A 26,090-nucleotide genomic window follows, 5' to 3' on the forward strand; every position below is an offset into this window, starting at 1 on the left:
TAAAATTGAATATCATATGAACACCATTGAAAACCAATTATCACAACTCCGGCTTGGGGGAATGCACCGAAGCTGGAAAGCTATGATAGAAACCCGTCAACACCACGAGCTATCCCTGGGGGAAGGCTTGGAAGTATTGTTACAGGCTGAAGCCGAAGAACGTACTCACCGGCGTTTTGAACGCCTGAAGAAAAGTGCCCAGTTCCGTTACCAGGCTACCATAGAGGAATTAAACCTGGAAACCGCCAGGGGAATCAATAAAGACCAGATCACCGAACTGGCTACCGGAACATACTTGGAAAAAGGGGAATCGGTATTAATTACCGGGGCCACAGGCTGCGGCAAAAGCTTCCTTGCCTCGGCTTTAGGACACCAGGCCTGTAGCCAGGGAAATAAGGTACTGTACTTCAATACACAGAAATTACTGATGAAAACCAAAATGGCCCGTATTGATGGAAGCTTCCTGAAGTTCTTTGATAAACTGGCTAAGGCCAACCTATTGATCCTGGATGACTTTGGTCTGGCTCATCTGGACAAGAAACAACAAATGGATCTGATGGAAATCATTGAGGATAGGCACGGAAAATCATCAACCATTATTGCCAGTCAATTACCAGTGGGAAGCTGGTATGATATTATTGGAGAAGCTACCATAGCCGATGCTATTTTAGACCGTCTGGTACACACTTCCCATCGAATAGAACTTAAGGGGGAAAGTCTTAGAAAAAAACTGTAATATTGTCATTAACTTATCTTTTTGACCAAAATCTCTAGAGGGGTCAGTATGGCCTGAACGGGGGGTCAGCATCACGGGAATATCCATTGGGTGGCAAAATCTTCCAAGGCAGCTTCTGCGGCTTGTTTGGTAGGTGCATCGTATATCAACTTCATATCCCTGGTAAAGGCTTTTTTATCTTTCCAAACTACATACCTACAGGCGTTTCTGATCTGGTGAACCACACAGATTTGAGTTTTAGACTGTGGAAAAACATTCTTAATGGTATCCGTAAATCCATTGAGATTATCAGTGGCAGTGATTAAAATGTCCTCAACTCCCCGGGCTTTCATATCGGTCAATACGCTCATCCAGAAGGCGGCAGATTCATTCTTTCCTAACCAAAGGCCAAGAACTTCCTTTTTACCATCTCTTCTAAGGCCTACAGCTATGTAAATGGTTTTGTTGACTACCTTAGAGTTCTCTCGAACCTTGAATACGATTCCGTCCATCCAAACGATCAGATACACAGGCTCTAAAGGACGATTTTGCCAGGCTACGATATCATTGCTGATTCTGTCTGTAATTCTGGATATAGTAGAAGTAGAGACATCAAAACCATACACCTCAGAGATTTGCTCCTCAATATCGCTATTGCTCATTCCCTTTGCATATAGTGATACAATAACATTTTCAATCCCGTCCACCATGTTTTTTCGTTTGGGAACGATCATGGGATTAAAAGAGCCATCACGGTCGCGGGGAACCTTTATAGTGTCTTCACCGTAAGAGCTGCGAACCTTTTTCTGAGAATAACCGTTCCTGGTATTTCCAGATCCAGACTTTTGGTTCTTGTCGTAATCCAGATGGCCATCAAGTTCACCTTCAAGTATTTTCTCCAATCCTCGTTTTTGAAGTTGCTTGAGAAAGCTGCTAAGTTCTTCTCCGGATTTAAACTGTTTTAAAAACTCATCATCGAATAGATCTTCTTTTTTCATCAATGTGTAAATATTAGTGCCTGGATTTTGCAGGCAAGGTTAAAAAAATAACGGGGCTAACAAACCCCTTTATTTAAAACTTACACAGTTTTTAATATAGTGCCAGAATTTTTCTTTTTCGATAATATTAAATTATATCATCAAAATGAATCTATTCGGTGTCAAATTCGGTTACACCTGATGTTCAATTTTTTAGTGTAACCAAAGCAAGTATTTTCTGTAAAATAAAGCTTAACACCTTACACACGTGTGCTTTATGCTGTATATTGAAGAAGTCAAACCAATAACAACAAGATATGAAATCTTCATTCCTCATATTTTTTACCTTGAAAAATTTCTTTCTTCCTCTAAATACGGAATAAGGAATTCTCTCATTCTTCTCTTAATCTGGCTAATATCATCATTGCATCTCCCAAATATGAATAAATCTGTTTCGGAATGAGATGTTCTCCTTTCCCTTTCTGATACTTTTTACATATTTTTTTATTGAATCTATTCTTTCTTTACCGGATGGATGCGTAAAACTTGCAGCACCAAGTATTTCCTGTAAATAACAAAAGTTTGAATCTAAGAGATCAAAAACTTCGGGATAATTTGTTTTAATTAAATGTATAGCTATTAAATCAGATAAATATTCAACTTTTTTATAATCATTAATCTTGCTCCCTTTGGGTAGTTCACTTTGTATCCCAAGAATTTGCTTCTGTTCCAGAATAGCTAAATGGGAAATTTCATGCGCAAGGACAAATATCTGGATTGGCTCATTTTCTAAATCAATTAAGCCCCTACTCACTTCAATATAATCAAAGGCTGCACCTGCATTTATGCTTAAATCCTTTTGATCTACCTGAAAGTTGATTGGGAGACTTAAATTCTCTAAATCTTCAAAAAAAGGTACTACAGTTTCAGAGTATAGCTCTCTGAGTCTTTCCTCTTTGTCTTTAATTTTTTCCCCGGGTAGATCTATTTCTTTCCGATCCAAATTTGTTGTAATGTATCCACAAAAAAAACAGGTAAGCACAATCAATTGGATATTTTTCATTTTGAATTATAAAAAAAGGCACTTAATTAAAAGTGCCTGTTCCATTAAAAAGAGGTTTAAGTAAATTTCTCCGGGGCAAGCCCACGGAGCATTATATAGGAGAACACGTTTTCAGACTTTAAACATTTACTAACGAGGCAAGCCTCGGAGTATTTACCCCCTTAGAATAAACCTTATTCAGTAAAATAGGTGAAGGTCTTATTAACCGTCGCCAGGTTATCAAAATAGGTATATGATGAACTTACCGGATAACCGTCTTCATTATATTCATAAGAAATAACATCATCTGCCATGGTGCCAGAAATTGGATTGTTTACATTCACAGCCTGTATTCCTGCATTTATTGCAGCATAAGCTGCAGGATACAACCCTATAAACGGATTATTTTTATCATCGTAAGTTGCCACATATACCTCGCCGTATCTGTTTTCTTCTGTGACGTTTCCATTTTCTATAACAAATTTTATCTCATCTATTGCATCTTCATCGGCATGGTTGGTACGCTTTTCAGAAAGAATTTCTCCAGCTTCGTTATAGGTATAATTGTAAGTGTAAACTACAGTACCGTCCTCGGAATATAGGGCTTTTACAATTTTATCATCTCCATAAGTGTATAGGGTTTCTTCCTTAGCCGCTTCCACTCTTTTAGCGATGATCTGATTCTTATCATTATATTCAAAAGTGGTAACAGAAGTTGTTACTACGCCCCAATCATCAACTTCCCGCGTAATCTCTTCTACAAAATTTGCCTCATTATATGAATAGGTACTTGAAGAATTCTCTCCATAAAGGTCGGCAATGGTGTATGTTTTCAATTTAGAGCCACTACCTACTTCACCCCGAACATTCACAGTAACCGTATATTCTTTCTTTGTACCATCTTCTGCTGTTACGGTAAAAACTTTGGGTGCTCCATCTTCAAAGGTTACCGGCGCACCAGATGCAGGAGATACAGTAGCGTTTTCAGATGTTGTAACAGTAGGAACCACAGCTGTTAAATCTGTACCAAAAGGAACATATACATTAATGTTTGTTCCAAGGTCATAATCAACATCTTCTTCATTTAAACCTTTAAAATCGAGTGAAAAGCTTGTAATCTCTGCTAAAGAGGATTGTTGAATTGCATCATCATCACTTGAACAGGAAACAGTAAGTGCAACTGCAATAATTGATAAAAAAATAGAAATGGACTTCTTCATAATTGTGAAATTTTTGATTTTAATTTTATCTTTTAATTATTATTGAAAAACGCAAGATAACAACGGCTTTCAAGGGGTTAATTTTTTATAAATCTGGATTGTTTATTACAGCATCTCTTGGAAAAGGAATCACATATCGCTCATCATTTTTCTTTAAGGTATAGCTCTTCCCGTCATATACCTTTGTAATCTCCGGTTGAGTAGTTCTTCGCAGATCATTCCAGCGATGGCCTTCTATGGCAAATTCTCTTCTTCGTTCTTCTATGATTTCCGTAATTAACTCAATAGGAGTCAGGCCCCAAACTTTAAGGGTGTAGGCCTCAAAGCCTTCGGGAGTATATCGTTGTTTCACCAACGCCAGCAAAGCTTCTTTTGCTAGATCTGGTTTTTGTAACCGGGCAAGTGCTTCGGCACGTACAAGATACATCTCAGAAGTTCTGTAGCTTACTTTAAATCTGGTCTCTTCACGTTTATTCGAACGATAGCGACCGTCAGAATTCTTACTAAAATAGAGTTCAAATCGTAGATCCTCCTCCGGATTATAAATTGATAATAGTCCATCGGAAATAGATGCATTGTTTACAAGGTCAAAAGTAGCCACAGTTTCCAGTGCCAAAATAGATTCTACAGAATTGTATTCTGAAGGCATGATGTTTACATCTGAATTTAGATCCTGAAGTTCTGAACCTATAGCCAGCGCTGCATCGGCATAATCTATGGCCTTTTGCCACTCCTGCCTATAAAGGTAAACGCGTGCTTTAAAAGCATGTAAGGCCCACTGAGAAAACCTGTAATTCAATCCCGGCGTTTGTTGTTCAATATTAATTAGAGTTTCCGCCTCTTCCAGATCACTTAAGATCAATCGATAAACCTCTTCAACAGTTTCTATAGGATAATCCACTTCTGTTTCATAAATAGTAGTTACTGGTACTCCAGCATCTGTAGCTGCTGTGGACGAATTGTAAGGTTTAGCATATAAATTGATGAGTTCAAAATATTGCATGGCCCTAAGGGCATAAGCTTCCCCTACCAACTGTTCAATAGCTTCCTGATTACCTTCTATGTTAGCCTGACTATTAATAATGTGATTGGTGTAAAAAATTATGTTATAAAAGCTGGCATAAGGATAAGCCTTCATCAGCGGACTTGGATTTAAATCATTCCAAATAAAAATATCTTCGTACTGTTCTACCCCCGTAGCTTGAGAAGATAATGCTAGCTCATCACTACGGAAGGAGGTGAGGACTTTACTTGAAATTATTATTGAATATGCCGAAGTTAGAAAACTTCTGTAATCCTCTACCGTAGTAGGGATCACCTGCCCCACCGGTTTTATATCAAGGTAATCATCACAGGAAAGACAGCTTAATACTGTGATAATGAGAAGTAATAGTTTTTTCATAGTTGCTGTTTAAAAGGAAAGATTAAAACCTGCAGAAATAATTCTGGGAATAGGTTGTGCATATAAACTTCCGAAGGTTTCCGGATCAAAATATCCGTCGTAGTCACTGCCCAGCACAAACAAATTGCGTCCTTCAATATTAAAATTCAAACCTGATAGATGTAAATTCTTAAGGGTCGCTGTTGTAAATGCATAGCTCAGCCTGATACTACTTATGCGTATATATGAAATATCCTTTACCCAAATATCAAGATCCTTATACGTATTACCTACATCATATGAGTTGTACCAACTGTAAACAAGGTCTGTGTCAAATCCAGGAGAGTTGAATCCTATAAGTGCAGGTAAATCACCTGTACCTGCTTTTAGTATTTCTGTACTATAGTTATTTCCAGGTTGTGCAATTGTAGGATAATAAGCCGGCTCAGTTTTTACTGTTTGTTTGATATTAAAATTACTCAACACTCTCAATTCAAATTGTTTGTATCGAAAAGTGTTTCTAAATCCACCACTAAATTTCGGCATTTCGTCGCCCACGTATGAATATAGATTTCTATGCTCCTCACGTGTTAACTGGCTTCCGTCGGTTCCCTCTTCCAAATTGTAAAAATCAACGGCAGTAATTTTTTTTCCGTTCCTCCAAAAAAGCGGTAAACCATTGCTATCAAGGCCTGCCGTTTTAATTGCGAATACGGCACTTACACTACGTCCCTCCAGAGAGGGTTTAAAATTTTCATCTCTAATCTCAATTTTGTCAACAATACTCTTGTTGTGAGAGATATTAAAACCACTGGTCCATGAAAAGCTGGGAGTCAAAATGTTGGTGGTATTGATAGCTAACTCAAACCCTCTGTTACTTACCGTGGCCCAGTTGGTATTAATAAAATTGTAACCAGATTCTAAAGGCACTGCTTTTAATCCTATTAAATCGGTACTTTTTCTGTAGTAATAATCACCTGTAAAATAGATCCTGTTATTGAATATTCCAACATCTACACCAAGGTTGGAGGTAGTCGTTTCTTCCCATCTCAAATCGGGGTTTGGTGCATTTAATGCTCTTATGATTTCTTCACTTAATCCTGGAAGGATGGAGGTATTGTCATATTCTCCCATTACAAAAGGTGAAGTAGATTTATCAATATTCCCCTGTACTCCGTAAGAAGCTCTTAATTTCAAATCGCTGATAAACTTAACATCGTACATGAAATTTTCATTATAAGCATTCCACGAACCCGCAACAGACCATATGGGCAAATACCTGTATTTTGGGTTGACCCCAAATAAATTTGATCCGTCGTATCTCAAACTTGAAAATAGGGTATACTTCTTATTATAAGTGTAAGAGGCAGTACCAAAAAACGAAGCATAAGCATTCTCATTGGATGTTTTCCCATAAGTGTCAAACAAAGAGTTGCTTAACGCACGTTCATCTGTAATGGGTATTGTAGTTAAGGTGTTAGAGTTAAAACCAAAACCTTTTGTATGGATTTCCGTGGTTTTGTTTCTTCGGAATTCTGTTCCAAGCATCACATCCAGCTCATGCAGGTCATTAAATAAAGTTTTGTAATTCCCTGTAGTTTTCCAGTTGTATTGAAAAACATCAGCATTCCAATTTTGAATGATCCCTCCTTGCGGCATATAGTAATCATCGCCATTGGGCGTATTATATTGGGATTTTTGTCTGTATTTTCTGGTAAAATAGCTGTTTGCTCCACTAAATTTTTCAGTCTGATTAAAGTCAAACTGTAAGCCCAATTGTGTATTGAAATGAATTTCTTCATTCAATTCGTAGTCACCATTGAAAATAGATTTCAATGAATTGGCAACCAATTCATAGTCGGTATTTTCCCTCTCCTCTAAAACATTATAATTGAGATTAAGATCAGATCTTTCCACCAGGTCTGGATCATAGACATAATTTCCATCTTCGTCTATCAGTTTCATATAGGGATTAGCATTCCTCGCATAATACGAAGGATTCGTATAAGAATCTGCCCCCGTTATATAGGAAGAGGTTTTATTCTGACTTCCAAACAAGCTCACCCCAATGTTTAGTTTATCAGTTATTTGAAATTTATCTTTTAATGTAATATTATACCGCTTTTGCCCCGTACCTTTTGTTGTTCCTTTTTCATCGTAGAGTCCAACAGAAAAATAATAATAGTTCGTATCATTACCTCCCGAAATATTTAAGCTATACTGCTGGTTAATAGCTATTTGATACAGTTCATCTTCCCAACTGGTATTAATATTTCTCAATTCATTTATGGCATCTTGAGCTCCTGAAGAAATCCCCGAAAACCCCTCTTTCTGAAATAGGGTATATTCTCCATATTTGTTTAGAATTCGTGCCACTTCTCCTCTGTCTTTCTGATATTTCAAATCTGAACGACCTGCCAGGTACAATTCAAAATCTACTTTTTGCGAAGAACTCATTAAGTTTAATTTACTTAAATCAGGTTTTTGGGTTACAAATACATTGGCATTTGTATTGATGCGCATGCTTCCTTTTTTGCCGCTTTTACTTGTAATGACAATGACTCCATTAGCAGCCCTTGCTCCATATATGGAGGTAGCCGAGGCATCTTTTAAGACGGTTATACTTTCTATGTCATCTGGATTAAGACCCGCGATAGGATAGGACTGAAGGTTATCAATGTTATCTTTATCTCTGTAACCCTGCGGAATATCACTGCCTTCTAAAGGGATACCATCTAAAACCCATAGTGGGTCTGAAGAACCGTTTAAAGTGGCTGTTCCTCGAATAGAAACTTTTGAAGGAGCTCCAGGTGCCCCACTAGTTGGCTGCACAAGCACCCCCGACAACTGTCCCTTTAAAAGCTGGTCTACAGTGGCCACCCCGGCCTGTTGAATTTCAGAAACATCTATTTTACCATAAGCAGAAGTTACTTTACGCTTTTCTATTTTTTGGTAGCCTGTGATCATAATCTCCTCCAGACTCTCTGAACTCTCTTTTAATTTAATAATCAAATTTTTAGCAGGGTTGGTAACGTCAACTTTTTGAGTTTCAAATCCCATAAATGAGACTAGAATATATTGAGTGTCGTAGGCGACTTTAAATTCAAAATTGCCGTTAAAATCTGTAGTAGTCCCTAACATTGCACCTTCCAACACCCCTTCTTCCCGAGTCTGGTTTCCTACCAGGGATGAAGAAATATAAACTGATGCTCCCAAAACTGGCATATTTGTAGATGCCTCTACTATTTTGCCTTTCACTATCTTCTGATGCTGAGCAGTAAGTATAGAAGGAATAAAAATCAACAGGTAAATTAATTTATTCATTTAGTTATTAAGATTATATTCAATTCTGGATATAAGGTCTCTATAGTGCGCCTTAGTCTCGCGATCTCCTCTATTTTTCCTTTTGTTTAGAAGATCAAGAACATCTTCCAGTGCCGCCCGTTTGGTAGTAGCTATATCCGAAACCCTTGGTAAATAAGAGAAGTGGATATTTTTAAAGTACAAATCACTTTCAGCGACGGTTTTTTCTTTCGTTTTTTCCAGTAATTTATTTCTATCTACAGTAAGTACGTCGACATAATTTTTTTGGGAAATCCGGTCAAACATGTCCAATGATTCCCCTTTTTTTGTTTTTTTGAAAATCGCATCAAACAGTATATCAAATAGATATTGCTCCCTAAAAACGTCTTGATTATCTTTTTCCAGAACCCCGTTCTCAGCAATCCTCATCAGTCGTTCAGTCTTTACCAGTTTATAAATCACATTGGTTTGGTAAATTCGAAACATAGATACTGGCGAATAGTAGCGATCACCATCAGGAGCATCTCTTACAGCAAAAACCTTATCAATACTTTCCGGAGTAAAAAGCCACCTTTGAGGCTCCACGGCATTCTTGATCAAATAATCCAGTGCGCTTTTCTGCATCGCTGCAGGAACAGGCTCATAGGTATCTTTACCATCCCCGTACACTGTATTGTTAATATAAACCCCACCTATATTGGCCATCACATGATTATTATACAATTCCCACTGGTCTATCAGAGCTTTGTATAATTTCGCTGCCTTATAGTAATCCTGTCCTTCTTCTTCTGTCCATTCCAATATATTTGGCATGATTCGCTTGAGGTTTTTTAGCCCGTATTCGCTTGCTTTTACTGCGTTATTTCCTAAATCTTCACTTTGTGATCTTGGATCCACGATTGAACCACTCTGTTGAGGGCCATAAAAATAGTCAGGATCATCCTCATGCTCCCTAATCCACTTATTTAACTCAGGTAATTCCTGGTGAGCGTTTTCAGCATCAAGCCAACGATATCCCCAGTTTATGGCATATTTATCATACACTCCAATCTTTGGGGTAATGTCCACCACACTGTCTTCGGGCTGGGCGACATAATTGAACCTTGCATAATCCATTATGGATGGAGCTGTACCTCCCATTCGAGAAGTGAAATTTTTAGATCTTAAAGAGTCTACAGGATAACTGAAGGAAGCCCCCATATTATGTTTAAGACCAAACGTATGACCAACTTCGTGTGAGGAAACAAACCTAATAGCATCTCCCATATGCTCATCTGAAAAGGTATTTGCTCTGGCCTTAGGATCTATAGGACCTGTCTGCACACGTATCCATGAATGTAATCCTTTCATCAAATTATGCCACCAAATAATATCTGATTCGAGAATTTGACCGCTCCTAGGATCAACCACCGAAGGCCCCATGGCATTTTGCTTTTCTGATGCTGCGTATGTAATAACAGAATACCTCACGTCATCCACATCAAAATCCTCATCCTCTTCTAAAGGCACCTTTACCTCTACCGCATTTTTGAAACCAGCCGATTCAAAAGCAGTATTCCAGTCATACACCCCTTGCATGATATATGGCACCCATTGATGTGGAGTGGACGGATCTATATAATAGACAATGGGCTCCCTTGGCTCTACAAGGATCCCTCGCTTGTATTTCTCTACATCCTCAGGTTTAGGCTCCAGCTTCCATCGCGTGATTAATCCTCTGGATTCTACTTCGTGCTGATTATCTGAAAAATAATCCATTGGCGTGGTAAAATACCCAATCCTTTTATCAGAAAAACGTGGCGTCATCACTTCAGAGGGCAATAAGACAATATTCGTAGTGACTCCAATAGATAACGGTAAATCGGGGCCTCCCCCCTCACTTACTGAAGTGGTATAAAGGGATTTAACCACAATATTCTCCGGAAAAGGTTTCACCTCTTCTAAAAGGGATAAGTTGGTTTTTATACTCCCTCCTAACCCGGTATTGGCAAGAATGTCGCTGAAGCTTTTTTCTTTCCCGTTAAAAACTTTATTTACCTTAATAAAAACAGAAGTAGAGTCTGTATTTTTTGCTTCAATTTCAAATTCTTCAATAATTGACTCTCCAAAATTAGCATTAACAGAACGGGTTATTGCATCCGCTACAGGAGACTTCACACGAGGATTGAGTGTTTTAACCCAAACCTTATTAAGCACAGTATCTTTATAAAACCGAACTAGCTTTGTTTCAAAAGTCATCCCTTTATTTAATCCATGACCATTCAATTCATATGGAACACTTGAAACTTTGTTAACGATTAATAAATCCCGGGCCATCAAAGAATCCGGTATCTCAAAAAAATAATCTTTCTTAATATTATAGACGTTGAAAAGCCCTTTCTTAACATTACCATTCTTCAGAAACTGCTGATAGGATAACTCCCCTCCATCATCGCTTGTGGAGTCTTTTTCTTTTGTGATGTGCTCACCTGTATTCTCATCTCCCTGCGCAAAAACCGCAAAATTACTCAAACAAAAAATTACTAAGATCACAAATGATCTATTCCTTACTGTAGACAAGGGGTTCCCCATAAATATTTAACATTAAAACGTTAAATATCCATGTATTGAAGTGTTAGTAAAAATCAAATGGAGTGAACTCCATAAAAAGTGGAGTGAATTATTAAATTAAGACAATAAAGGAAGTATGCATTTAAATTTGCCATCTATTATTTCGGTTTTGAACCTACTTTCCTGATGATGTAAATAAATATTCTTCAAGTATGTTAACCCCAGCTTGTGACTATCCTTATCGTTAAATTTCCTCGGAGTATAATTGTTAAGCACCTCAATAACTTCCTGATGTATTATAATTTCAATAATAAGGGGATTCGACTTTGTAAATTCATTATGTTTAATGGCATTTTCCACCATGGTTTCCAAAGATAAAAATGGTATTTTCCTGAAAAACACCAGCTCATCACCTTTATTTATAATTTCAACCTTTAAGCTATTCTTAAACCGGATTTCCTGTAAAAACACATATTGCTTTAGAAAATAAAGTTCTTTTTTTACTGTAGTAAGATTTCCCTCCCGGTTTTCTAATAGATACCGGTATACTTCTGCCAGTTTCAAAACAAACTCCTGAGACAATTCCGGTTTTGACTCTATTAACACATGTAAAGAATTTAAGCTGTTAAATAAAAAATGGGGATTCATTTTCTTCTTTAACTGGTTTAATTGCAAAACTGCATTTTCCTTCTGATATTTTTCATTAGTATTCACTAATCGCTCTTTCTCTTCCAGGACTTTAAGATTATCAACATACTCCTCTTTTAATTGAATCCTCGAAATCATTAGTAACAATATAAAAGTTAGAAAAGCTACCAGACTAATCCAGGAAAAATATTCCTGTATATTTTGAGTGGTTTCCTTCAAATTAATTTCTACAGGAAAACTTTCCACAATAATTAAAGCAGATTTCCCAATGTTTATCTGATCAAAATAACGCACCACTTCTAAACCAAGAAATTCAGAGGTAGCAGTATCTTTCAGCACATCTCCTGAAGCAGATTCTATTGGTTTACGAAATGAAGGATCTTTACTGCTTAAAACATCATCAATAGATACAGCCCCAAAGAATCCATCTAATCTTTTGCCTATAAATTCTGGTTCAGGATGTAAAAGGCATACTCCTTCTTGATTGGTTACAACTGTATAACCACTGTCTCCTTTATATTTTTCAGAAAAGTATTTCCAGAAATTAAGCAAATCGATATCATACCCCACTACAATAGCTGTATCTTGATCAATCTTTTTAAAATAAAATTTCCTATTAATTACTCTTTGCGGGGTTGATATAATAGTATCAAAAAAGGTGTTATCTTCAAAGGAGTTCAAGTGCTTTGAAAAGACTTTTAAATCTGGTTCTTTCAAAGTTTCAGAGCGATGAATTTTTTGAATTTCCCCTAATGTAACTGCATAAATAAAACTGTTGGATATAACCTCTGTAGATCTGGCCAGTTCTGTAATAAATAGTAGATTTTCTTTAATCCTGTCAAACGGAAGATCGGTAGAATCATTAATTACTTTTTCTGAATATTCCAAAAAGCTATCAAGTCTGTTAAACTCAAATGCAACAATATTTTTTTTTGTTTCTAAATTTTCCCGAAGAATTTCCTCCAGTAATTTTTCCGCTACCAGGGTGATGTTTGGTGTTATCAAAGCACTGGTAGCAAAGAATCCAGCAATGACAAGAACGCTTAAATAAAAAAACTTCCGGTGCTTTCTAAACCCCTGTAGAAGATTGATTGACATCATATTAATGGTTTAACCATTCCTTGAAAACCTGCACATTTTTAGAACTAATTAAAACTGGTTCATTATTCCCAGGGGAAGGCTGAAGGTTAACTTTTAATCTATTCTGACTATAGCGTATTATAGACTGTATGGCATTATGGCGAACAATGAATTTTCTGTTTATTTTAAAAAAATCCTTTTCTGACAATTTCTCATCTAGATTCGAAATTGTATCCTCATATAAATAAATTTCACCAGCCCTGGTAAACAAAAAAAGCGTTTTATTCTCGGCCATAAAGTAAGCTATTTCTTCACTGGAAATGGAAATAAATTCTTCGCCTCTGGATACCAGAAACCTCGTTTTGTTTGGATTAACTTCTGGGGAAGCTTTTAATCGAATTATTAATTTTTCTAAATCCTGAGACCTCTTAAAGGATGAATTAGTATAACTCATATACTTTTCAATTGCAGTAGTGAGTTTGGCCTTATCATAAGGCTTCAGCAAATAATCAACTGCATAATACTGAAAAGACTGTATGGCATAATGATCAAAAGCAGTTGTAAAAATAATAGGAGTATCAATTTTTAAAGCTTCAAATATTTCAAAACTTTCCCCATCTCCTAAATGAATATCACTAAAAATTAATTCACAGGTATTTTTACTAAACCATTCAATGGCCTGCTTCACACTTTCAAGACGTTTTTTTATAACTAAGTCGGGTCTTATTTTGAGTAATAAACCTATTAAAGATTCAGCGGCCAAATCTTCATCTTCTATAATAACAATATCCATTATTTATTTTTTTATAGGTTTTATAATGTTCTTTACCTTACTTACGGGCATTAATTATTTCTAACCTTCAAAAATTAAAATTCCTCCCATTTGTTAGGGCAACTTGGCTGCTAAATTAAGTTCTATTTTCCATTTGTTATGCAGCTTTTCTTTGTTGTTTGATTATCTGACAATTAGGTATTGCATTGTTTATCCCCTCACACCCCCTTTCGGTGATTGTAAAAAATAAATTATTGATGGAGTTTCCAGTAAAGATCTACCATCGCCACCAAAAACATTATCCTTTCCGTATGGGGATTTAGGCAATGTAAATAGGCCAAACTGGGTTGGGCCGTTCTACTTTTTAAAGGGCATAATAAATAGAGATAAACCTTGTGATCTTTTTTTCGTCTGGAAGTATGTTTTTGGGTATAGTGACTTTAGCCCATAATGTAGGGACAATCGTTCAATCCGTTTTTTATTGATCTTAATACCTTGTACAGGGTCAATGGCATATAAAGAAGAACCTCTCAGAAGGTTGGAGAAGTTTTCTAGATTTTCTCCAATAATAAGTAGATCATGTTTTCTAAACTCCATATATAACTTAACACACTGATCTATAAATATCTAACGAATTTTATAAAATATTTATTTCAGTTTGCTAGCATTTTACTGTTTGTACTACAAAGAATGTGTTAAAATTGCAGCTTCAAAAATATCAGTTACATGTACCTTTCTACCCCCTACAAAATTCTTTTGCTTTTACTTGCCATCTTCAGTTTTACATCGGTTAAAGCCCAAACCATAACGGGAACTGTAATTAACCATAAAAAATCTCCTGTTTCAGAAGCATATATCTATAACCTCAACAATGAAAATCACGCCCATACTTCTTCACTAGGACAATTTTCATTGCAGGCCAAAGCCGGGGATTCTATTAGAGTGAGCCATATGGGTTACAAAACCCTCACATTTATAGCCCATACAGGTAAAAATAATATTGATATGCAGGAAAAGCTCAACCTCATCAATGAAGTCGTCCTCACCCCCAGACTTAATTCTCTGGAGGTCTTCAGCAAAGTAAATATTAACATTAATCCGGTTACTTCCTCCCAGGATCTACTTCGAAAAGTTCCGGGTTTGATCATTGGGCAACATGCAGGTGGTGGAAAAGCCGAACAAATCTTCCTTCGGGGTTTTGATATTGATCACGGAACAGATATTAGTATTGGAGTAGACGGAATGCCGGTAAACCTCGTCTCCCATGCTCACGGCCAGGGTTATAGCGATTTACACTTCCTTATTCCTGAAACAATTGAAGGAGTTGCCTTTGGAAAAGGGCCTTACAATGCTGAAAAAGGCAATTTTGCAACTGCAGGTTTTGTTTCCTTTAAAACCAAAGACAGGCTTGAGAACAACCTGATTAAAGCCGAAGCAGGACAATTTAATTCCCAAAGGCTGTTGGGAATGTTCAGCGTGCTTAATAAGCAAAACCACAGCCTTTATCTTGCGTCAGAATATCTGGCAACAGACGGCCCTTTTGAGAGTCCGCAGCACTTTAACCGCATCAACCTCATGGCAAAATATGCCGCAAAAGTTGGGGCAAACAATTCTCTAAAAGCCAGTATTTCCAATTTTTCCAGTATATGGGATGCCTCGGGGCAAATTCCGGTAAGGGCGGTAGAAAGTGGCATGATCTCCAGGTTTGGCGCTATAGATGACACCGAGGGAGGCGAAACTTCACGCACCAACCTTATTGTAGAGTACGATCATCAAGTACATGAAAAATCTTTTGTTAAGAATAATATTTACTATTCAAAATATGATTTTCTGTTGTTCTCAAACTTCACTTTCTTTCTTGAAGACCCCGAATTTGGTGACCAGATAAAACAGCAGGAAACAAGAACCATGATGGGATTAAATTCTGAATACAACAACCGGTTTAATTTTGAAAAATGGTACGGTGACCTGCAGGCGGGGATTAGTTTACGAAATGACCAAAGCGAAGAGAACGAATTGTCACACACCTACCAGCGCCTTTCCACCCTCTCCAACTTTAGCCTGGGCGATATTAACGAGACCAATCTTGCCGCTTATATTAATGCTGAATTACACCTCGGAAAATGGACCATCAACCCCGGAATTAGGATTGATCATTTTAATTTTAAATACTATGATCGTCTCGCTCCCAAATATGCAACGCTTTCTGAAGAAAAGAGCATTATTAGCCCAAAACTCAACTTTCTTTATAACGCCAAAAACAATTTACAGCTCTACCTGAAGGCAGGTAAAGGTTTTCATTCTAATGACACCAGGGTGGTTTTGCGAAAAGCTTCAGAAAATATTTTACCGGCAGCTTACGGCAGCGACCTGGGAATGATTTGGAAACCGGTTCCAAGAATGATGATAAATACAGCTTTTTGGTACCTTCTTCTCGAACAGGAATTCGTTTATGTAGGTGATGCCGGTATCGTGGAGCCCAGCGGCAAAACAGAACGTAAAGGAATAGACTTTAGCCTGCAGTACCAGCCCCTAAACTGGCTGTACGGGAACCTTGATGCCACTTACACCGTTGCCCGCAGCCTGGATGTTCCCGGCGACAGTAACTACATTCCCCTGGCACCAGATTTCACCCTTACAGGTGGCCTTAATGTAGACTTACCTTCGGGGATTAACTCCGGAATTTCCATGCGGCACCTCTCGGCGCGCCCTGCCAATGAAGACAACAGCATAGTGGCCGAAGGCTACACGGTTTTTGACTTCAATCTGGGATATAAGTTCCAAAAATGGCATTTTGGAGTGAATATTCAGAACCTCTTTGATACTGAATGGAATGAAACCCAATTCGCAACAGAATCCCGGCTTTCTTTTGAAACAGAACCTGTTGAAGAAATCCATTTTACCCCGGGAACACCATTTTTCTTGAGAGGAATCATTAGTTATACCTTTTAGTAGCTCAATACTGAAGTTATGATAGCCCCCATTCTTATAAGGGCTGAAAAAGAAAACTACTTTAACAATTAAAATCCCATACCGTCAGCAGGGGAACGGCTTCCTATAACATGCAGCTGTCAAAACAAAGGGCCAGGGCTACGGCTGACTACCTGCTCAAAGAAGGCATTTCTCCCGACCGACTTTCTCATTGGGGACTGGGTGAAACCCTTCCTCTTAACAAATGTGTAAATGGCAGCAGCTGTCCCGAAGATCTTCATCAAAAAAACCGAAGAAGTGAATTTATCCTTCTCGATTTTTAATGAGAAAACCCGCACTATCCACCAAATAATGATTCTTAGAAACTCTCTAAGTAAAAACGGATAGCGTAAAGAAAAAACAGGCCGTTTTTTACATAAAGGAGGCTCAAAAATGACATTTTTGAGCCTCCTTTATGTTTATCTTTTCCCTACCCCACTTTCAGGTAACTCCTTCAGTATTTCCAAAAAATACTCAACTTCATGGGAAGTAGCACCTCTAAAATACCCTTTTTGACACTGGTACAATTCTCCCCGTCCGGGTAATTCCTCCCCACTCCACCCTTTGCCCATTTCAGTTCTAAACATATTTAATTCATTGATTTACAAAGTTCTATGAATAACATCTTCAGTAATTATTGAAGAAGGCACAGGCTTTGTCTTCAGGGATGCAAAACAAATTTTGAACTACTATGCTAATTGAAAAAACAATGATCAATTCTAAAACAATGGAAGTCAATAATAGCTTACCCCAGGAAATTCTTAAGGGGCTCTGTTTTAATTGTGATCATAGAACTCACTGCACCTGGAAAGAAACAAGAAAACAAAATTGTGAACACTTTGAATAATAGAAATATGATTACTGCTAACAAGAATAATAAACAGAGCATGTTTAAGACTGTACAAAACCAGTTTAATAAAACAGCCGACTTAATTGATCTCAACCCAAACATCCGTAAGATCCTTGCTATCACCAACAACGAACTCATCGTGCATTTTCCTGTGAAGATGGATAACGGGGAGGTGGAAATCTTTACAGGTTACAGAGTTCAGCATAACAATGCGCTGGGCCCGTACAAAGGCGGATTGCGTTACCACCCTACTGTAGATGTTGATGCCGCAAAAGCCCTGGCCATGTGGATGACCTGGAAAACTTCTTTGGCTGGCTTACCTTACGGTGGTGCTAAAGGTGGGATTCAAATAGACCCAAGAAATTACAGCTTATCTGAGCTGGAGCGCATTACCCGAAGGTTCACTTATGCATTGGGCGAAAATATTGGGCCCGAGCATGATATCCCTGCGCCCGATGTCAATACCAATGCCCAGACTATGGCGTGGATTGCCGACACTTATATGTCAACCAAATCTACGTCAGAGAGATCTCAGAATCAGCACGTGGTTACCGGGAAACCTGTAGGCTCAGGTGGACTCGAAGGTCGCGACAGGGCTACAGGCTTCGGCGTGTTCTTGTGTATCAAATTATACTTTGAGGCACGTGGTGAAACTCTTGAAGGCAAAACTTTTAACGTTCAGGGTTTTGGAAACGTGGGTTACTGGGCCTCTCATTTCTTAGTTAAGGAAGGTGCCAAACTCTTGTCGGTACAGGATGCACATGCAACCATATTCAATTCTGAAGGTATTGATGTTGAAAGTTTATTTGAACACTCCAAACCCAGAAAAGGCTCTATAGAAGGATTTTCTGAAGCCAAAGAAATTGATCCTGAAGAGTTCTTCGGGTTAGCCTGCGACATATTGATCCCTGCTGCTTTGGGCAACCAGATTACTGAAGATAATGCCTATAAGATTCAGGCGAAATTAATTGCAGAAGGCGCTAATGGCCCTACCAATGACGAAGGTGAAAGCATTCTCCTGGAAAGAGGAATTCCTATTATTCCCGACATCTTATGTAACTCGGGAGGAGTAATAGGAAGTTACTTTGAATGGTTGCAAAACCGAAATGGAGAATTGTGGCAACTGGACGAAGTGATGGAAAAACTCGAGAAAAAAATCACCCAGGTGTTCAAAAATGTCGCTACCGAAGTTGACCAACGTCAGGTAGACTGGCGTACTGCAGCTTACATCATTGCTATAGCCCGAATTGAAATGGCTTATGTACAACGCGGAATTTTCCCATAAATGAGACAGCTATGAAATACACGCAAATAATAATTGAAAAAAAAGAATTTGAGCTTTTAAGAAACCTGATATCAACAGAATCATATTATAAAGACAAGACCTACAAGTCTTCTCTTCATAAACTGAAAAAGGAACTGGAAGATGTAAAGATCTTACCAGATAACAAGATGCCCGGCGATGTTATACGCATCAACTCTAATGTAACTATTGAGACCCCGTGGAATGTACAGAGAACCTACCAGATTGTAGTTCCTGAACAAAGTGACATCAGGAACAATAAGATTTCTATTCTCGCCCCCATGGGCCTGGCCCTGTTTGGCTATGCCCAGGGAGATGAAGTGGAATGGGAATTCCCCATGGGCATTAAAACAATAAAAATACTGGAAGTAGAACAGTCTAACACAACATTTAAACTGGAAGCACTGTAATGAATGAAATGAAGAACCACTATAGAGACGAAGAAATATTGAAGCTCAATATGAGTTCAGAATTAAAGCTGTGGCAGGAAAACATCAGCTTCATGGAGCAGGAAATCGGTTTTTATTTAAGGCTACTCCAAAAGAGTTCTTTCTTTAAAACTGAAAAGAATGTAGAAGATTTGAAGTTCCTGGTAAAGCAACTGCAGGAGATCCATGAAATGAACAGCCTCAATTCAAAAATATTGAGAGATTATAAACTAAAAGCAGAGAATATTCGGGAATGTGATGATGTGCAGTGTGAAAATCAATATGTTCAGGAACACCTGCATGTAAAGAATTCATTTCAGAAGCATTTAAAAAAGTCTCAGATAGTTAAAGGTTTTGTATTTAAGTACATACTCGAAAACATGCAGGAGGTTCAACATTCCTGAGGCAATACTTCTGAAATTTTTTCAGAAAAAATCAGCTTTTAAAACAGCTCACTTGATCATGAAAAACAGGTCTGCAAAAATTAAAATCATCTTTCTGCCTTAAAGCACCTTTTCTAAAATGGGATCGTCCAAACCTATGGATGTATCCCGGTGAAAAAGGTGCACCCGGCAAACAAGATATATAATTTTTAAACCAGGATCATGAAAAAAGGAAATTTAAAACCTTCAACAATAGATTTAAAGGCTAAAAAGCAGGAAAAAATTCAGAAGAAACTCGAGGATAAGAAAATGAAAAAAAGAAAGTCGAGAGTTTAGAAGTTTAATTAGTTTTTTGAAGGGTCTGCCGCTGGCAGACCCTTTTATTTTGCTGAAAGCACTATTCAGTTATTTATTTTTCTCAACATTTAAAAAACTACCCCTTCAAAAATGCCATTTTCACTTCAGCTTTTGCCGAAGGGTTTTCCGGTCAATTTGAAGGATTTCTGCAGCCCTTGTTTTGTTGTTGTCTACCGAAGCCAGCACCCGCTGAATGTGTTCTCTCTCCACTTCCCTTAAAGATTTATGCACATCATTTTCAGCAGAAGGTTCGGCTAATTTTATATGCTTCGGAATTTCCTGTACATCAATATTCTTGTCACACAGGATTATTGCCCGCTGCACAACATTTTCCAGCTCCCTGATGTTGCCGGGCCAGGAATATCTCGTGAGCAACTCCATCGCCTTATCTGTAATGGTCACGAAGGGTTTTTTATATTCAACCCCATACTTTTTGATGAAATTATGAACCAGAGGAAGTATGTCTTCTTTCCTCTCCCTAAGCGGTGGCGTGAGTATATTCACCACGTTTAAACGGTAATAAAGATCTTGTCTAAAAGTGCCTTTTTCAACCATCTGGTAAAGGTCGCTGTTGGTTGCTGCGATGATGCGCAACTCAATTCTCTCTGACTTCTGTGCCCCAATCCTTCTGACTTCCTTTTCCTGTAAAACCCTTAAAAGGCTGGTCTGTACATTTGCAGGTGCCGTTCCTATTTCATCCAAAAATATGGTTCCGCCTGCCGCTGCCTGGAAGAATCCCTGCCGCGAATCTCCTGCCCCGGTAAAAGCGCCTTTTACATACCCAAATAATTCCGATTCCAGTAAATTTTCAGGAATAGCGCCACAGTTCACGGCTATAAAAGGATTGCCTGCATAAGCGCCTTTATAATGAATGGCACGCGCTACCAGCTCCTTGCCTGTTCCACTTTCCCCCTGTATAAGTATGGTTGCCCTGTTGTTCTTTACCCGCTCAACAACATCGATCATTTCCTCAAAAGTTTCCGAAGAGCCTATCATCCCGGCGTAAGCATTGGTAACCGGTTTTTCTTTTTTTTGATCAAAGGTGTCGCTTCTTTTTTCCTGAAGACTTTTCTCAATGGCCAACTTAAGTTCGGCCTGGGTGAAAGGTTTTACCAGGTAATCTAAAGCCCCCGATTGTATAGCCGATATTGCACCGTCTACTGATGGAAATCCTGTAATGACCAGTTTTGGTATCTCCGGGTAGTGTTCATCGGCATATTTTATAAGCTCTATGCCGTTCACGCCGGGCATTTGCAAATCGGTAATCAAAAGGTCTATTCGCGACGATTTAAGTATTTCTATAGCTTCTTTTACCGATATCGCCCGGTAAGTGTGAAAGTGAAGTGCGCTGAGGTTGCGATGAATTAACTCGAGCATATCATAATCATCGTCAACTATTAAAACGTTCTCTTTATGAAGTGCCATAAGTTAATCTCTAAGAGGTATACTAATTTGAAAAACTGTTCCCTGGGGCTTATTATCAAAAGCAACAATATTGCCTTTATGACTTCTAATGATACCATGTACCACACTTAACCCGAGCCCCGAGCCGTCTCCAATAGGTTTAGTGGTAAAAAAAGGTTCAAAGATCTTTGATTTCAACTCTTCCTTAATGCCCGGCCCCTCGTCTGCAATCTCTATAAAAAAGCTGGTGTCATCCCGGTAGAGCTTCACTTCTATAGCCGAACCTTTTGGAGAAAAATACAGGGCATTGATAAGGAGGTTAAAAAGTACCTGCGTTAGCTGAATCGGGTCCAGCTGTGCCTCAATCCTCTTGTCTGCCACTCTAAAATGGCATTCTACACCTGCTTTTCTAAAATTCGGTTTCAAGAGCGAAAGCGCCTGTGCAATTATAGGCTGAATTCTAATGATCTTCATTTCCTGCGGAATTTCACAGGCAAAGAACATGAGTTTCTTCACTACCTCCCGCGAGTAAATGGCTCCTTTAATGATCTTGCCAATATCCTTTTTTGTCTGCTCATTTTCGGCCCTGTCTTTTATGAGTTCGGCAAAACCTAAAATGTTACCCAAAGGTGTGTTGAGCTCGTGGGCAATTCCTGCAGTGATCTCCCCAAGAATCGCTAACCTGTCATTGCGGTGTACGGTGCGCCTTAACAGCTCTTCCTTCTCTTTTTGCTTTATTTTTTCGTAAAAAGATCCTATTTCCTGCGCCGCTTTTTCGAGTAGTTTCTGTTCTTCAGGCAGAAAAGACAGCAGGCTGAATTCAGGATCGGGATAATAGATCTTTATACTGCCCTTAATTTCATTGAAGGTATAAATTGGCGCCTGTTGCACCACGTTTTTCTTCGGAATGTCCCCGGTGCTATGTTCAAACCCGTTTAACTTAAGCTCTACAATGGCATTTTCGGGGAACCTCCAGGCCTGTTTTAGTACTTCTGAAATTTTTTGAAGCGTAGCTGCAATCTCTCCTGTATGATCTCTAATGATAGAAGATATTTCATATAAACAGCTGAGCTCTTTAATTCTCTCCTGAAGTTCTATTTTGTTTGAAATTGTGCCGGGCATCCTGAAAAAATTAAAGAGGAATGAATTACCAAATATAAAACATTTATACCGAGAAAAGGGGTTGAAAGCAGTGCCTTCCCTCCCATTCCGCTCACAGTTTTTTTACTGATCATACTGATGACTATATCATAAATAGTTTTTTTGAATCCAGCTGCTGAAAACGTGAGGTTGAAAAAAATATACCCGCTTTGCTGAAGTAAAAGAAACTTCCTTTTTATCAATGCTCCTTCAGAAGTAACCGAAGTTTTCCACTTCCAGCAAGCCCAAATATTTCCGAAGATATTAGGCTCCAAAAATGACATTTTTGACACCTCTTTCCGAAGCATTATAAAATGAAAAACTTAGAAACGCCGTTGTCGCTTACTCTTTAGTTGAACCTGACATTTTTGCCTTTGTGAAAAACTGTGTTGATAAGTAAACGCAGCACAAAATGATTGCTGCTTCTTTCTTTCTAATTTTACATTGCATAATTGATCTGATATTTTCAGGAGGGGAATCATGTGAAAATCATGAGCTGTTGCGCAACTGTCAATAATCTTTAGGTTATAAGCCAGAGTACCTTTTTCAGATCGATGACTTTGCTTTCGCATAAAAAGTAATTGTCGTGGAATTCTACAGATTGGCCCTGCTTTATTTCCTGGCCCTTATCTTCTCTTCCATTGGTTATTTTTTAGGCTTTTGTTTAATCAAAATGAATAGATTATGAGCATTTTTGAAAAGAGAATAAACTACAAACCCTTTGAATATCCCGGAGTTCTGGATTTTACCGATGCCATAAACAAGGCATTTTGGGTACATTCTGAAGTTGACTTTACAGCCGATGTACAGGATTTTCACTCCTATCTTTCAGACGGCGAAAAAGATGTGGTAAGAAAGAGTTTACTTGCTATTGCACAAATTGAAGTTGCTGTAAAATCATTTTGGGGCGACCTTTACAAGCATTTGCCAAAACCGGAATTTAACGGCCTGGGCAGTACTTTTGCCGAATGTGAATTCAGGCACTCTCAGGCGTATTCAAGGCTTCTCGAAGTTTTGGGTTACAGCAATGAGTTTGCAAACGTCATTGAAATACCGGCAATCAAAAACCGAATTAACTATTTGTCTGAAGCTTTGGAACACACCAAAGCAAAAGATCCAAAAGATTACATTTCTTCCCTCATCCTGTTTTCAATATTGATTGAAAATGTCTCTCTTTTCAGCCAGTTTGCTATCGTTTTGTCTTTTAACCGCTTTAAAGGCGTGATGAAGAACATCAGCAATATTATAGCGTGGACATCAGTTGATGAGCAAATACACGCAAATGCCGGCATGTACATCATCAATCAAATCCGTGAAGAATTCCCCGATTATTTTGATGAGGAATTGATTCAGAATTTAACCAGCACCGTAAAGAAATCTATAGAAGTTGAAGGTGAGATCCTTGACTGGATCTTTGAAAACGGCAAACTGGAGAATATCGATAAAAAGAACCTCATGGATTTTATGAAGTTCCGCGTAGATGACAGCTTAAAAAGTATTGGTATGTCTAAGATCTACAACGTGAGCGCAGCAGATTATCAGCCAATGCTGTGGTTTGAAGAAGAAGTTTTTGCCAACAGTCTTGATGATTTCTTTGCAAGACGTCCGGTAGATTACACCAAGCACGATAAAAGTATTACCGCAGCCGACCTTTTTTAATTAAGCCCGAATTCCCGAATTAAACCTGAAATTCCCATGACAACTAATGTACAAGCCCAGCCTTTAATTGGCGATGAAACTACCAACGAAAGACTTTGGTGGCTAAACGACGAGAGCCAGCAGATCCTTAACCGCGGCTATCTGCTGAAGGGTGAAACTGTGAAATCGGCCATTGAACGTATTGCCAATGCTGCAGCCAGGCGCCTGTACAAACCCGAATTAGCCGAAGCATTTATTGAAATGATCGAGCGCGGCTGGATGAGTCTTAGTTCTCCCATTTGGGCAAATATGGGAACCGAGCGCGGCCTGCCTATTTCCTGCTTTAACGTGTACGTGCCCGACAATATTGAAGGCATCACCCACAAGCTTGGCGAGGTGATCATGCAAACTAAGATTGGCGGCGGAACTTCGGGCTATTTCGGAGAATTGCGTGGCCGTGGAAGTGCAGTGACCGACAACGGAAAAAGCAGCGGCGCCACCAGTTTCATGAAGCTTTTTGATACGGCTATGGACACCATTTCGCAGGGTGGTGTACGTCGCGGCGCCTTTGCTGCCTATCTCGACATTGACCACCCCGATATTAAGGAATTCCTGGAGATCAAGAATATTGGTAACCCTATCCAGAACCTGTTCAACGGGGTATGTGTTCCCGATTACTGGATGCAGGAAATGATTGATGGCGACATGGAAAAACGGGAGATCTGGGCAAAAGTTTTGGAAAGCCGCCAGCAAAAAGGATTGCCATATATTCTGTTCAAAGACAACGTGAACAGGTTTAAGCCGCAGGTTTACAAAGACAACAACATCACGATACACTCCAGTAACTTATGTTCTGAAATTGCTTTGCCTTCTACTGAAGATGAATCCTTCATCTGCTGTCTCTCTTCTATGAATTTGGAATTGTATGATGAGTGGAAAGACACTGAGGCGGTTAAAATGGCAGTATATTTTCTTGATGGCGTGCTACAGGAATTCATCGCAAAGACTGAAGGCAATCACTACCTGGCTGCAGCAAACCGTTTTGCAAAGAATCACCGGGCGCTTGGTTTGGGCGCGATGGGCTGGCATTCCTATTTACAAAAGAACAGGATCCCTTTTGAAGGCATGCGTGCAAAAGGTTTAACTCATAAGATCTTTGAAGACATTAGCACAAAAGCGACCAAAGCAAGTAATGAGCTGGCAACGATCTACGGCGAGCCCGAAATCCTCAAGGGCTACGGACTCAGGAACACCACCTTAATGGCCATTGCGCCAACCACATCATCTTCAGCAATTTTGGGGCAAACCTCACCGGGAATTGAACCTTTTAGCAGCAACTATTTTAAAGCGGGGCTTGCAAAAGGGAATTTTATGCGGAAGAATAAGTACCTGAAAGAGCTGCTTCAGGAAAAAGATCTGGACAATGAAGATACCTGGAGAAGCATCATGCTGCACCACGGGAGCGTGCAGCACCTGGACAGTTTAAGCCAGGAAGAAAAAGACATTTTTAAGACCTTCAAAGAGATAAGCCAGTTAGAGATCATCCAGCAGGCATCTGTACGCCAGAAGTTTATAGATCAGGCACAGAGCTTAAACCTGAACATCCCTGCAGGGCTTCCGGTAAGAGAAGTGAACAAGCTACTTATTGAAGCCTGGAAGCTCGGCGTAAAAACATTGTACTACCAAAGAAGTCAAAGCGTTTCAAAAGAATTCGTTTCAAATATTGTGAGCTGTTCGAGTTGTGAAGCTTAATAATTTGCAGAAAAATACCTTCTGAAAATGCCATTTTTGGAAGGTATTTAAAAGCTGGATCTAAGCTTCAAATCAACACATCTTCAAATCATTTTTTGATTTCTAAATAACCATTATACAATATTCAATATACCTTATTCAATAAAAAATTGCCACAGATGCACAGATGATTTTTAC

The 26,090-nt window shown here is 38.7% G+C and carries 17 protein-coding genes, 2 pseudogenes and 1 riboswitch; of the genes and pseudogenes, 8 read left to right on the forward strand and 11 right to left on the reverse strand.

The window, feature by feature from the left end; genetic code table 11:
- Positions 1-16: 16 nt before the first annotated feature.
- The gene (gene istB / locus V5739_RS01310) at positions 17-736 is read left to right on the forward strand and encodes an IS21-like element helper ATPase IstB (protein WP_423819161.1); all 720 of its coding nucleotides are present in this window, start codon (positions 17-19) and stop codon (positions 734-736) included.
- 83 nt (positions 737-819) lie between these two features.
- Here istB and V5739_RS01315 read toward each other — a convergent pair.
- The 8 genes and pseudogenes from V5739_RS01315 to V5739_RS01350 all read right to left on the reverse strand — a co-directional run.
- Positions 820-1,713: pseudogene (locus V5739_RS01315) on the reverse strand (IS256 family transposase); the annotation flags it as partial.
- 400 nt (positions 1,714-2,113) lie between these two features.
- The gene (locus V5739_RS01320) at positions 2,114-2,755 is read right to left on the reverse strand and encodes a hypothetical protein (RefSeq protein WP_423819346.1); all 642 of its coding nucleotides are present in this window, start codon (positions 2,753-2,755) and stop codon (positions 2,114-2,116) included.
- Between the two features lie 173 nt (positions 2,756-2,928).
- A complete protein-coding gene (locus V5739_RS01325; protein ID WP_423819347.1) occupies positions 2,929-3,954 on the reverse strand; it encodes a hypothetical protein in 1,026 nt (341 codons plus the stop codon).
- A gap of 85 nt (positions 3,955-4,039) precedes the next feature.
- Positions 4,040-5,356 (reverse strand): RagB/SusD family nutrient uptake outer membrane protein, encoded by a 1,317-nt coding sequence (locus V5739_RS01330; RefSeq protein WP_423819348.1) that lies wholly within the window; start codon positions 5,354-5,356, stop codon positions 4,040-4,042.
- A gap of 9 nt (positions 5,357-5,365) precedes the next feature.
- Positions 5,366-8,659: a SusC/RagA family TonB-linked outer membrane protein gene (locus tag V5739_RS01335; RefSeq protein ID WP_423819349.1), complete on the reverse strand. Its 3,294-nt coding sequence runs from the start codon at positions 8,657-8,659 to the stop codon at positions 5,366-5,368.
- Entirely contained in the window at positions 8,660-11,209 is a 2,550-nt protein-coding gene (locus V5739_RS01340; protein ID WP_423819350.1) for a zinc-dependent metalloprotease, read from the reverse strand.
- A gap of 96 nt (positions 11,210-11,305) precedes the next feature.
- Positions 11,306-12,724, reverse strand: a complete 1,419-nt coding sequence (locus V5739_RS01345; protein ID WP_423819351.1) for a sensor histidine kinase — start codon at positions 12,722-12,724, stop codon at positions 11,306-11,308.
- Positions 12,725-12,938: 214 nt separating this feature from the next.
- On the reverse strand, positions 12,939-13,709 hold the full coding sequence (locus tag V5739_RS01350; protein WP_423819352.1) for a LytR/AlgR family response regulator transcription factor: 771 nt from the start codon (positions 13,707-13,709) through the stop codon (positions 12,939-12,941).
- A gap of 705 nt (positions 13,710-14,414) precedes the next feature.
- Here V5739_RS01350 and V5739_RS01355 point away from each other — a divergent pair.
- Both V5739_RS01355 and V5739_RS01360 read left to right on the forward strand, forming a co-directional pair.
- Positions 14,415-16,640, forward strand: a complete 2,226-nt coding sequence (locus V5739_RS01355) for a TonB-dependent receptor (RefSeq protein ID WP_423819353.1) — start codon at positions 14,415-14,417, stop codon at positions 16,638-16,640.
- 80 nt (positions 16,641-16,720) lie between these two features.
- A pseudogene (locus V5739_RS01360) lies at positions 16,721-16,942 on the forward strand (OmpA family protein); the annotation flags it as partial.
- Between the two features lie 135 nt (positions 16,943-17,077).
- Here V5739_RS01360 and V5739_RS01365 read toward each other — a convergent pair.
- On the reverse strand, positions 17,078-17,245 hold the full coding sequence (locus tag V5739_RS01365; protein WP_423819354.1) for a hypothetical protein: 168 nt from the start codon (positions 17,243-17,245) through the stop codon (positions 17,078-17,080).
- A 300-nt stretch (positions 17,246-17,545) separates the two neighbouring features.
- On the opposite strand from V5739_RS01365, the gene V5739_RS01370 reads away from it, so the two are divergent.
- Genes V5739_RS01370 through V5739_RS01380 form a run of 3 tightly spaced genes read left to right on the forward strand, consistent with a single transcriptional unit; the run spans position 17,546 to position 19,643 of the window.
- Positions 17,546-18,793, forward strand: a complete 1,248-nt coding sequence (locus V5739_RS01370; protein ID WP_423819355.1) for a Glu/Leu/Phe/Val family dehydrogenase — start codon at positions 17,546-17,548, stop codon at positions 18,791-18,793.
- Positions 18,794-18,804: 11 nt separating this feature from the next.
- The gene (locus V5739_RS01375; RefSeq protein ID WP_423819356.1) at positions 18,805-19,221 is read left to right on the forward strand and encodes a GreA/GreB family elongation factor; all 417 of its coding nucleotides are present in this window, start codon (positions 18,805-18,807) and stop codon (positions 19,219-19,221) included.
- On the forward strand, positions 19,221-19,643 hold the full coding sequence (locus V5739_RS01380; protein ID WP_423819357.1) for a hypothetical protein: 423 nt from the start codon (positions 19,221-19,223) through the stop codon (positions 19,641-19,643). Before V5739_RS01375 ends, V5739_RS01380 begins: the two co-directional genes overlap by 1 nt.
- Positions 19,644-20,078: 435 nt before the next feature.
- On the opposite strand, the gene V5739_RS01385 is transcribed toward V5739_RS01380, so the two are convergent.
- Positions 20,079-21,404 carry a sigma-54-dependent transcriptional regulator gene (locus V5739_RS01385; RefSeq protein WP_423819358.1) on the reverse strand — a complete coding sequence of 442 codons (1,326 nt, stop codon included), beginning with the start codon at positions 21,402-21,404 and terminating at the stop codon, positions 20,079-20,081.
- A 3-nt stretch (positions 21,405-21,407) separates the two neighbouring features.
- The gene (locus V5739_RS01390) at positions 21,408-22,505 is read right to left on the reverse strand and encodes a sensor histidine kinase (RefSeq protein ID WP_423819359.1); all 1,098 of its coding nucleotides are present in this window, start codon (positions 22,503-22,505) and stop codon (positions 21,408-21,410) included.
- Positions 22,506-22,979: 474 nt separating this feature from the next.
- Positions 22,980-23,074: riboswitch (adenosylcobalamin-variant (AdoCbl-variant) riboswitch) on the forward strand.
- Positions 23,075-23,207: 133 nt separating this feature from the next.
- Here V5739_RS01390 and V5739_RS01395 point away from each other — a divergent pair.
- Together V5739_RS01395 and V5739_RS01400 are read left to right on the forward strand one after the other, a co-directional pair.
- Entirely contained in the window at positions 23,208-24,182 is a 975-nt protein-coding gene (locus tag V5739_RS01395) for a ribonucleotide-diphosphate reductase subunit beta (protein WP_423819360.1), read from the forward strand.
- Between the two features lie 36 nt (positions 24,183-24,218).
- Complete coding sequence (locus V5739_RS01400) at positions 24,219-25,913, forward strand: ribonucleoside-diphosphate reductase subunit alpha (protein WP_423819361.1); 1,695 nt, start codon at positions 24,219-24,221, stop codon at positions 25,911-25,913.
- Positions 25,914-26,090: the final 177 nt, after the last annotated feature.

It is taken from the genome of Salinimicrobium sp. TIG7-5_MAKvit, assembly GCF_049569215.1.
Lineage (GTDB): Bacteria > Bacteroidota > Bacteroidia > Flavobacteriales > Flavobacteriaceae > Salinimicrobium > Salinimicrobium profundisediminis.